The sequence below is a fragment of the Shewanella sp. genome, from assembly GCF_048265805.1.
Taxonomy (GTDB): Bacteria; Pseudomonadota; Gammaproteobacteria; order Enterobacterales; family Shewanellaceae; genus Shewanella.
Genome location: NZ_JBLXAT010000030.1, coordinates 18,022 through 29,574, shown reverse-complemented (window position 1 = coordinate 29,574; position 11,553 = coordinate 18,022). Strand labels below are relative to the sequence as shown.

Here is an 11,553-nt window from a genome sequence, read left to right as displayed (position 1 = left end):
CGCTGTGGATCTTATTTCACTTGTTAATAGGTCCAGCGTTCAATTCATATCATTCGAGCTGCATGCTTTCCAGTCAGGCGTTTAGTACGTAGAAATTTTCTAAGCTTTATCGAGATATGAGCCATGTATATAAGCCGAGGCTTACCTAGGATGATGGGCGCTTTAGCACATGTACCGTGCAACAGTATACAAACTATTGGCACTGCGCGAAGCGGGGGCGTTTTACCACATGCACCGCGCAACAGGCCGCATGTTACGTCTTGTGGTGACGGGGAAAACATCGCATTGCGGTATTAGCCAAGGTCTGAGTGTTGAGGCTAGCTGTTGGCGATTATGGTTTCCCATTGAGCACACCGACAACAGCTAGTCGCATTTCGTTCGGGTTAGCGGTTACAGCTTGATCAATGTTCTGCCTGTCACGGCGCCGTTAACGATACGGGCGGCGTATTCGGGAACTTGCTCTAGGGAAATGGTGGTACCTGCTTGTTGATAGAAGCTATCAGGCAGCAGTTTGAGCAGATTGTCCCACGCTTGTTCGCGTTGTGGGATTGGGCAGTTAACAGAGTCGATGCCTAGCAGGCTGACATTACGCAGAATAAATGGCATGACCGTGGTCGGCAAGGCGGCCCCCCCGGCTAAACCACAAATTGTGGCAACTCCGCCATATTGGATTTGAGCGAGGGCGGTAGCCAGTACTTGATTACCTACGGTATCGACTACCGCGGCCCAGCGCTGTTTTTCCAGCGGTTTGGCGGGACGGTCTAACTCGGCGCGGTCAATCACGCTGCTAGCACCAAGATCAGTGAGGAGCTGTTGGTTTTGCGCTACTCGGCCAGTGCTAGCGCATACTTGATAGCCCAATTGCGCTAGCAGAGTTACCGCAGTGCTGCCAACGCCGCCACTGGCGCCAGTGACTAAAACTTCACCTGCATCTGTTGGCACGTGCGCATCGAGTATGGCTTGCACACATAACATGGCGGTAAGCCCAGCAGTACCAATGAGCATGGCTTTGGCGCCATCGCAGTTATTTGGCATTGGTACTAGCCATTCCCCTTGCACTCGAGCAACTTCTGCCATACCGCCCCAATGCGTTTCACCTACGCCCCAACCAGTCAGGATCACCGAGTCGCCTACCAGAAAACGTGGATGGTCGGAATGTAATACCTCACCCGCAAAATCAATACCGGGTACCATGGGAAACTGGCGAATAATCTTGCCCGTGCCGGTAATGGCTAAGCCATCTTTGTAGTTCAACGAACTGTGGCTGACTTTCACGGTGACATCGCCAACAGGTAGTTGCGCTTCAGTGATGTTGCCGATGCTGGCTTGGGTGTTGCCATCGTGCTGCTCAAGTATCAATGCGGTATACATGTGTGCTCCTTTACGACCGATAAACGACTGCGTTTAACCATCCACCTTACGTGAGCGGCTAGCGCCAATAAACCTCGACTTTAGCCGAGTGATTAAAATGTGTGGCCACGCACATTTAGTATCGACGGCGCTGGCTGGGTGTCACAGTATGTCTGAGTTGCGAGTTGCGAGAGTTGAGTTTTGAGTCACGGGGTGCGAGTCTCGAGCTGCAGAGCAGAGCAGAGCAGAGCAGAGCAGAGCAGAGCAGAGCAGAGCAGAGCAGAGCAGAGCAGAGCAGAGCAGAGCAGAGCAGAGCCACGACGTGAGACTATTGCTGCCGTGGCCTTGTGGACTAATACCCCGTTAGCTCTAAATAGCCGCTGCCATTTTGGGTACCGCTGACGCGAATCGGCCCTTCCCAATAGCTGACGGATAATGGCATGCGGGCTTCGTTGTTGAGTGCCGTTATCTGCAGTGCTAACTGTTCACTTGGCAAGTTGAGCTGCCAAACTATCGGGTAACGGCTGCCTGCCACATTATGCCAAGCTGTTGGTTGCATAGTGATTTGTGCCGAAGATAGTGGCCGTTGCCGACCATCTGGCCACATACGTTTGCCGCTATAGAACGGTGCTTCGCCAGCGGTGGCGCGCAGTTGAAATAGCATCAGCGCCGAGCCATCCTCTAGCCGAATGGCAAACCAATCCCAACCTTGTTGCTGGCGAGTAAGAAACTCAGAGCTCCACTCGCGATCAAGCCATGCATCACCTTTGACATTAAGCCACTCGCCATCGCGCTTCACTTTACCGCTGACATGAATAAACGGCTGTGAGTAGTAATAAGAGGCCACTTTGCCATCCGCACTTTTTACGCTGTAGCCGTCATCACCCTGTTGCACCAGCGGCGCATAGCTAGTGAGCTGCAAATCATAGGACAACTTGGCGTCGGTTACCTGTAAGCGTGCCGGTAATAAGCCTTGATTTGGGTTGCTGCTGTCGGCTGTGGCACTGGCTTGCCAGCGCCAGTTATCGTTCCACACTGTTAGGGGCATACCACTGACCCCTGCTGGGCTGTCGTTAGTACGAATGTCGCGGCTCCAACGCTCCGCCGTTTGATGGCTATTGGCAAAAGTGAGCGCGGCATGAGTCATCCACAATTGGTTGCTGGCCCACGGTGAAGGATTATTTGGGGGTTGGCTACCGAGCGCGATGCGGAATTGCGTCCATTGTAGGCCGAGTGGCTCACCGCTTTCGGTCGTCAAGTTAGCGGTGAGATACCACCACTCCTGCCTAAATTGTGGGTGAGCCAAATGATCTGCGGGAAAATGGAGCGGGCGATTGGGCACCACTTGCGCGTAATCGCTCGCACCACGTCCCATAAGTTGCCCCATGGCGGGTGTTGAGGTTGTCGGCTGTTCGCAACCGCTCAAGAGCAGTAACGGTAAGGCAATTAACCCGCGGTTCATTACAACACCTCCTGTTGTAGCGAGGACACTAACGAACGGCGGCTTTGCCAATACAGCGGCAGCAATACCGCCACAATGCAGCAGAGTAGTGATAGCAACACCACGCGCCCGTAAGCCACCCAATCCCATAACATGGGAATAGTCCAACCAAATGCTTGCAGGGTCACTTTGTGGATGAGCAAAAAGCCGAGCAAGGCGCCGAGCGGTAGGGCGATGAGGCTGGTCAACAGCACCACTAAACAGATTTGTAGCAATAACATCAACCACAGCTGTTTCTGCTCAACACCGAGTGCCCGTAGCATCGCTAGCGGCGCTTGGCGCGATTGAGTCATCATCAACACTGCGCTAAACAAGCCGATAGCGGCGACCAATAAGGTTAAGGTGTTGAGTACCAGCGTAATGCTAAAGGTTTTATTAAACATGGTGATAGCCGTGGTACGGATCTTCTGTTGGCTGTAGATCTGCGCGGGATTGAGATCAAGCTGCTGCTGTAACTCTTGCGTTAGTGCATCAACGTCGGCCACTTGCCCAAATGCGATGCCGAGCGGCTTCGGCGGCAGTTGCAGTTGTTGCCATGTGCGTTCGCTCACCACCACTTCCCCTTTGGGATTGCCATAGTCAAAGTAGATAGCGGCCACGGTAAAAGGCTGCGGTTGCTGACACTGACTATCGGCGCATAGGGGTAATATGTCACCAACATGCAGTTTGAGCTTGAGTGCCAATGGTTCACTCATCGCTATTGCGTCAGCCTGTAGCATCTGTTTCACCGCTGCTTGTTGCGCAGCGGTGGAACTCGGTTGTTTAAATACGGTGGTTTCTTCAATGGATAGTGCATCACGGCCCACCAGATTGATCGCTAATCCAGCTTGAGGCTGTTTGGCATAGTAGCTTGCTTGCCATTGATAGAAGGGGATGACCTGGGGATGATGTTGCTGCATATAATCGGCAATAGCGGCCACGCGGTCTTCACCTGGATGCAGATAGAGATCGGCATGCAGCCGCACATTGAGCCAACTGCGTAGAGTGTAATCAAAGCTGCCAACCAAACTGTTCATGGCGATATTGGCGCACAGTGCTAACACCAAGGCCATCATGGCTAAGCCCAATGGCGCGATCAGTTCTCGGCTTTCTGCTACGGCGTAGCGCCACAGTCCAGTTTTGGCGAATGGCACTAGCCAGCTGAGGCTCCATTGCAACAACTGCGGTAGCAACAGCGGAATCGCCAAGGTTAACAGCCCCAGCAGTGCAAGGCTTTGCTGATGTTGCTGGCTGAACGGGTAAGCCAGTGCGGTGAGGCCAAGTAGCACTAACCCCAACTTAAATAGACGCCGCTGGATGAGATGATGCTGCATGGTTTGCAGATAACGTTTGCCCCCTTGTGCCAAACTGCCGTGGCTTAAGGTGCGGTATAAAGGTACGCAGGCCAGTAAGGCGGCGAACAAAGTTAATCCCGCCCCTTGTGCCAGCCACTGCCAGTGCCATTGTCCGGGCAGTAGGGTCGCGCCATAAAGCTGCTCAAGTGTCATCGCCACCATAGGTTGTAGCCATTGGCTCAATTGCAAAGCCAGCACAAAGCCAATGCCTGCACCAACGACAACCAATAGCAGCAACTCAGCTAAGAGACTCAACATAATGGACCGTCGGCTGATGCCTTGTTGCATCAGTTGAATCAATAATCGTTGCCGTTTCATCAGGCTATATCGCACACCGTTGTAGGCGATGAATAGTCCAACCAGAAACGCAAGCAGCGCCATGGCGTTTAAGTTGAGATGAAAACTGGCGGTTAAATCGGTCAGTGCTTGGCCGTGGTCTTGCAAGGTCAATAACAGGTCATCAATGGTGATGCCCGCACCGCTTAGTTGCTGTTTGAGCTGTGCTTGCCCGCCAAACAGCGCGATATAGCTAAGCTTGTTGGGTTGCTGTAACAGTTGCTGCGCTAGGCCAATGTCAACAAATAGCCGATGGCCTAAATTGCTGCTGTCGGGCAGTGCGATAGGCGTAAGCTGTGTGCCTGCCAGCGTGATAGTTGGGGAGAATTGCGCTGTAAACCCTAGCGCTTGATATTGGCTGTGACTCATCAAAATAATCGGTTCACCAGTGAGCAGTCGCGCTAGCGGAATGGCCGAGAAATCGATATTGGTTGACGCTGGATCTTGGTGAACACCTGCAGCGGCTAGCGCCGCAACCACATCACTACCGGTGATCTCCCACTGCTCGCCATCGGCATCATCGACGTTACCAGTGATGACTGGCAACGCATCAATGCCTGCACGGCGCATGGCAAAGTAACGTTGCTGATCAATCATGCCATTACGAGTTTTACTAGAAAGTAGTGCGCTGGCTTGTTGCCCTAGCGCTTCCCCCGCGTGTTGATAACTGTTGATCGCGTTGTCGTTGGTAGCTTTAACCCCGACTAACAGTGTGACCGCCAGAATCACCCCTAGCAGAATCGCCCCAGCTTGTAGCGGTGCATGACGGTAGTGCGCTAAATATACGCGCAGCGCGTGCCAACTTAGGCGCCCATCATTCATAAATTTGGCCTTGATCTAAATGCCAGCGTCGCTGCATATATTGGGCGGCGGTGTCACTGTGAGTCACCATCAAGATGGCGGTGCCTGCATCGGCGGCGAGTTTCACCAGTAACTGCATGACTTCTTCACCTGCTGCGGCATCTAGGTTACCTGTCGGCTCATCCGCCAGTAGCAGCGCGGGTTGGTGGGCAAGGGCGCGGGCAATGGCGACACGTTGTTGTTGGCCGCCAGAGAGCTGTTCAACCGCCCGCTGTTGCAGGGTTTCAATCCCCAGTTTTTCCAGCAGGTAGTCACACCAATCATTCCAGCCTTGTCCGAGTAAACTCAGCGGAAACAAAATGTTATCGTGCACGTTCAAGGGAGTTAGTAGATTGAATTGTTGGAATACTACGCCGAGAGATTGTCGCCGAAAGCTGCTCCATTGCGTGTCGCCCCACGCTTGCGTGCTCTGACCAAGCAGTAGTAGTTGGCCGTCATCGGCTTGCTCAAAACCACCAATAATATTGAGTAGGGTGCTTTTACCGCTGCCGCTTGGCCCCGTGAGCGCGACGGTTTCGCTAGTATTAATGCTGAGATTAAGCTGATGTAATACTTGATGATACTGACCACCATCAACAAAGCCTTTTGTGACTTGTTGTAGATTGACGATGGTTGAGGGCTGCGAATGTTGCATGAAAATCCTTGGGCGAAATCCCTGAGACAGCCCCTAGCTTAGCAAAATTTTTATCAGCCGCGGTGGCTTATCGTTGTTTCGGGGGACAACTATTATGCTGCTAACTGATTGTTTGAATTTGTGTATTAGCTCAAGTCGTTAACAACAAAATTTCCACCCAGCATCATAAAAAACTGTGTATATTGACGCTTTAAGCTAATGTTGTGTATTTGTAGCGATTTTTGTTCATCTGTTTTTGGCTCCGTTGTCGCTAAGCATCAAAAGAGAGTGATTCATGCGAGATACTGCCTCGTTTCAAACGTTCCGTCGCCGCATTCTGTCTCAATTGGCGATGCCACTCATCGTGGTGATGACCATCATCTATTGCGTTGCTGGTTGGCTTAATTATCAAAGCAAGCAACAGCATTTTTTTACCCAATTACACGAGCAAGCAAAAGACGCGGCTGACCGTCTACAGTCGCAGTTGCAGCGGGCTCGCTCTAATACACAAACCCTTGCCAGCTCATTGAGTTACACCCAATGGCAGCGTAACAGCTTGCCCAGTTATCTATTCACTATTCTGTCTAATCGTGTTGAGGACAACAGCGCGCTGTTCGGCAGTGCTATCGCGTTTAAACCCAATGTATTTGATGGCACAACGCGATTTGCACCCTACGCCTATCGGAACGACAACAACATTGCCACCTTAGATATTGGTCAGGAAGCTTATGACTACAGCAATGGGGCGTGGGCGTGGTGGAGCGAAGCGTTGAAATACCCAAACGGCTATTGGACAGCGCCCTATTTTGATGAAGGCGCTGGCAATATTCTAATGGTGACGTTTTCTCAGCCGTTTGGCCCCACAGACAGCTATTTTGGGGTGGTCACTGCTGACATAGCACTGTCCTCATTGCCCGAGCAGCTTGGCGTAGACGCCACACAACTATTGGTGGTTGATAATCGCGGTATGCTGATTTCAGCGCCTGGTTATAATAGCCATCAGCCGATGCCTTTGCAGCAATGGTTGGCAACGACAATTGACACGCCGAGCGCGGCGATGGTGATGGCTGCTATGGCACAGGAAATCACGCTCAGCAGCGTCGATGGTGTCCGCTATTTTGCCAGTGTGACTGAGGTGCAACCGTTGCAGTGGCGCGTCATTGTGCTAACGCCGGTGCAGCAGTTATGGCAGGCATTTATTTGGGATTTCGCTCTGCAAACGCTCGGTTTGTTGCTGTTTGTTGGCTTGCTGGTATTAGCCAGCTATTTTACCGCGCGACGGCTAACCAAGCCGCTAGAGCAATTAGCACAAGGCATTAACCAGTTCAGCGAAGGCAGTATTGAGCGCTTACCTGATCCCGCTCGCGGTGTGCGTGAAGTGGCGGTATTGACCCACAGCTTTAATGCAATGGCGCAGATCTTACAGCTGCGTGAGCAAGCCTTGCTGGATTCTCGCGGCAACCGTTTTGCGCAGTTAATCGATGGCATGGGGGACAAATCATTCTATTGTTCCATGGTTCAAGCAGGGCAATTGACACAGGTCAGCGATGGGGTGAACAAAGTGCTCGGTGTGCCGCCAGATTTAGTGAAGCGTAAATATCAGCGGTTGTTTTCCAGTAACCCCATTAATGAACAAAACTGGCTATTAATGGAGCGAGCGTTTCGTGGTGAAACCGTGCCACCACATCAAGTGGAGATGCAAGCGGCAGACGGCACCTTACATCGCTTGGATGTCTATATGCAGCCGTTTATTGATGACCATCACGAGGTGTTGTCTGTCGAGCTACTATTCACCGATGTGACTGAGCAATTTTCCGCCGCAACTTGGTCAAATGCGGTGCTAGAGGCTGCGCCAGAAGCAATGCTGATTGTAGAGGACTCGGGCGCGCTGGTATTCAGTAACAGCCGCTGCCAAAGTTTACTGGGCTACAGCGCGGAACAACTGCTAAACATGACGGTAGAAGAGTTGCTCCCTGAGCGGTTTCGTTCTCAGCATTTACCGTTGCGGCAGGCTTTTTTTGAATCTGGTCAAAACCGTGTGATGGGGCATGGTAAAACCTTTCCGGTATTGTGTGCCGATGGTCGCGAGTTTCCGGCGCAAATAGGCCTTAGTAAACTGCCGGTAGATCTAAAAGGTCGCCATCAAATTGCCGCCTCCATTCATGATATGACCGAGCAACTGGCGGTTGAAAAACAGATCCGCGAGAGTGAATCACGTTTTCGCAGTTTAGCAACCAACGTGCCGGTGGCTATTTTCCGTGTATATATTAAAGATGATTGGCCGTTAGAGTTTGTCAGCGACAATATTGCCGATATTACTGGCTACCCGCCATCGTATTTTTTCAATAACCGCAATTCGGCCTATGCCGAGTTATTGTTGCCAGAAGACCTCCCCAAACGGGTTAACGTGATTGAAACTGGCATTGCTGAACATCGCTCGGTTGAAGTGGAGTATCGGATTCGCCACCGCGATGGGGCGATCCGCTGGATCCATGAGCGTGCTAAGGCCAGCTACGATGAGCAAGGTAACCCGGTATATTTTGATGGCAGCTTAAACGATATTACTGAAATCAAACTTGCCAACGAACAGCTCTATCAATCGCGTAAGCAGCTAGAAAATATTACAGAATCTATTCCTTGTACTGTGTTCCAGCTATTTGTTGGCGCAGATGACAAGCGCACCATGAACTTCATCTCCAACTCGTCCATTTCCACGCTGGGTATCCACCGTGATGAGCTGGTCGGTAATGACAATGTGATGTCGCCGCGTATTCATCCAGACGACCGCAGCGAGATATTTAAATTGCTCAATGGTAAGCAGGGCATGCAGTGGATGGCGATATTCCGCTATCTGCACCCCAATGGTGAATATCGTTGGTTAGAGTCAGGCGCACGCGGCATCAATACCGCTGAAGGTATTTTGTGGAACGGTTACATGATGGATGTCAGTGATCGTAAACAGATGGAAAACGAGTTAGCCCGCAGTGAAGCACATTTCCGCGCCTTGTTTGATTGTGCTGGCATGGGGATTGTGAATCTGGACGCTTCCGGTGTGATTATCGACAGTAACGATTTCTTCGGTAACTACTTGGGCACTGAGGCTCATCTTTTGAAGCATCGGTTATTCACCGATTTATTACAGGATAATCAAGAAGAGGCAGCCGCCTTGTTGGCGAGTTTGGTCGCTGGAGAGCACCAAGGTTTTAGTGTGGAATGGGCGCTCAAAGTTGCCAACGGTCGGCCTAAATGGATGGCGGTCAACGCCACGGTGCGTGGCGAGGGGGCTAACTTATCTATCGTGATGACGATGGCCGATGTATCGGCATTAAAAGAGCTGTCACAAGAGCTGTTAGTCGCGCGTGATCAAGCTGATGCGGCTAGCCGCGCGAAAAGTGACTTTTTAGCCAACATGTCGCACGAAATTCGCACGCCGATGAATGCCATCATCGGGTTATCGCAGTTGTGCCTGCAAACCGCTCTCACGCCAAAACAGCAGGATTATCTGGAGAAGATTGAGCGCTCATCGCAATCATTATTGGGCATTTTGAACGACATTCTCGACTTCTCCAAAATTGAGGCTGGGAAACTTGATATTGAAACTGTGCCGTTCCAGTTGGATAACCTACTGGAAGATTTAGCGGATATGTTCTCATTGCGCGCTGCTGATAAACAGTTGGAGCTGCTGTTTTCCGTTGCCGCCAGTGTGCCGGGGGCGCTGATTGGCGACCCGTTGCGCTTATATCAAATTTTGGTCAACTTGATGGGCAATGCACTCAAATTCACTGAGCAGGGCGAGGTGATGCTGTCGGTAACTGAGTTGTCGCGTCATGAGCATGAGATTGAGCTGAAGTTTGCCGTTAAAGATACTGGCATCGGCCTGACCCAAGAGCAGCAGCAAAAGTTGTTTCAGTCATTTTCACAAGCCGACAGCACCACCACCCGCCGTTACGGTGGCACTGGCTTAGGCTTGGCGATCTCCAAACAACTGGCACATTTGATGGGCGGTGAGATTGGTGTTGAAAGTCTATATGGGCATGGCAGCACCTTCTACTTCACCGCTAAGTTGCAGATTGCCGATAGCACTCAACTTAAAGTAACCGAAGAGCTAGAAGGCATGCCGGTATTGGTGGTGGATGACAACGCCACCGCCCGCTCGATTCTCAAAGCGACGCTGACAGGTATGGGCTTTGAGGTGGATACCGCGCGTGGCGGCTATGAAGCGTTACAAAAATATCAGCAAAAGCAGTACGGCTTGGCGTTGATTGATTGGATGATGCCTGAGATGAACGGCATTGAAACGGCCAAAAAACTCAAAGCGTTAGATGATAACCCGTTGATTATTATGATTTCTGCCCATGCTAGTCATGATTTGATTGAGCAATTAACCGCTGATGAAATCAACGGCTATGTTGCCAAGCCTGCTAGTGCTTCGCAGCTACTCGACTCCATCATGGTGGCGTTAGGACGCAGCGGTGTGGTGCATATTCGACGCAAATTGCCTAGTGCTGACTTACCGTTACAACTTCTGCAAGGGAAGCGTATTTTGTTGGTGGAAGATAATCAGATGAACCAAGAGGTGGCATCCGAGTTTATTCGCATCGCCGGCATGCAGTTGAGCATTGCCAATAACGGCCAAGAAGCGCTGGATATGTTGCAGCAGCAACCATTTGATTTGGTGCTAATGGATTGCCAAATGCCAATTATGGATGGTTATCAGGCCACACAAGCCTTGCGTCAACAGCCTCAATTTGCCGACTTGCCGATTGTGGCGATGACGGCCAATGCCATGTCGGGCGACCGTGAACGTTGTTTGGCTGCGGGGATGAATGACCACCTTGCTAAACCGATTGAGGTCAAGCTGTTGTACCAGACCTTACTGCATTATCTTGCGAGCAGCGAGGATAATAACGATGCTGTGGAACCCTTGGAAGAAACCAGCCCGTTGCATTCTCACCAACTGGTGACTTGGCCTATCTCCGACGAGATTGATGTTGACCGCGGTTTGCAGCTCGTACAAGGTTCAAAACGCTTATATCAACGGATTCTGGAACGTTTTGCCGCAGGGCAGCATGATATTGTGCAACAGGTACGCCAAGCGCTAAGCGAACAGCGTCAGCAAGACGCACAACGGATGCTGCATACGCTTAAAGGTTTGGCTGGCAACTTGGCAAATAAAGCCTTGGCGCAACAAGCCGAGCAACTGGAGCAACTGTGTGCTAAGCAGCAAACCATCAATGATGAACAATTCTCTGCATTAGAGCGCCGTATTCAGCTGATTGTGAGTGCGATATCAGCATGGCAACAAGGGGCAAATGCTACGCATAATGAGCTGAGTGCTGCACTGACCGATGTGTCAGTCATCGAGCAATTACATCAAGTGCAACGGTTACTCGATGATGCTGACCCGAGCGCTGCGGATGTATTAAAGCAGTTGTTCCAGCAAGGTGATGAGCCGTTACAGCAACAGTTAACCCCGTTAGCCAACTTGGTCGCCACGTATCGTTTTGATGAAGCGAACTTGGCAATAGAGTCCCTACTCGCTAGAGTGGAAGCGTAAC

The 11,553-nt window shown here is 51.3% G+C and carries 6 protein-coding genes; 2 read left to right on the top strand and 4 right to left on the bottom strand.

The annotated features are described in order from the left end of the window. The first annotated feature begins 169 nt into the window (after positions 1 to 169). Positions 170 to 367, top strand: coding sequence for a hypothetical protein (locus ACN0TT_RS17140; protein ID WP_417763363.1), 198 nt, complete (start codon positions 170 to 172; stop codon positions 365 to 367). A gap of 23 nt (positions 368 to 390) precedes the next feature. Here ACN0TT_RS17140 and ACN0TT_RS17135 read toward each other — a convergent pair whose 3' ends face one another. The 4 genes from ACN0TT_RS17135 to ACN0TT_RS17120 form a co-directional block, all read right to left on the bottom strand. Then, positions 391 to 1,371, bottom strand: a complete 981-nt coding sequence (locus ACN0TT_RS17135; protein ID WP_417763362.1) for an MDR family oxidoreductase — start codon at positions 1,369 to 1,371, stop codon at positions 391 to 393. 331 nt (positions 1,372 to 1,702) lie between these two features. Further along, on the bottom strand, positions 1,703 to 2,812 hold the full coding sequence (locus ACN0TT_RS17130; RefSeq protein WP_417763361.1) for a lipocalin-like domain-containing protein: 1,110 nt from the start codon (positions 2,810 to 2,812) through the stop codon (positions 1,703 to 1,705). Beyond that, positions 2,812 to 5,343: an FtsX-like permease family protein gene (locus ACN0TT_RS17125; RefSeq protein WP_417763360.1), complete on the bottom strand. Its 2,532-nt coding sequence runs from the start codon at positions 5,341 to 5,343 to the stop codon at positions 2,812 to 2,814. The genes ACN0TT_RS17130 and ACN0TT_RS17125 overlap by 1 nt, the downstream gene beginning before the upstream one ends. Continuing rightward, positions 5,336 to 6,016 (bottom strand): ABC transporter ATP-binding protein, encoded by a 681-nt coding sequence (locus tag ACN0TT_RS17120; protein WP_417763359.1) that lies wholly within the window; start codon positions 6,014 to 6,016, stop codon positions 5,336 to 5,338. Before ACN0TT_RS17120 ends, ACN0TT_RS17125 begins: the two co-directional genes overlap by 8 nt. Before the next feature lie 274 nt (positions 6,017 to 6,290). Here ACN0TT_RS17120 and ACN0TT_RS17115 point away from each other — a divergent pair, with 274 nt between their 5' ends. After that, a complete protein-coding gene (locus tag ACN0TT_RS17115) occupies positions 6,291 to 11,552 on the top strand; it encodes a response regulator (protein WP_417763358.1) in 5,262 nt (1,753 codons plus the stop codon). The last annotated feature ends 1 nt before the right edge of the window (position 11,553 follow it).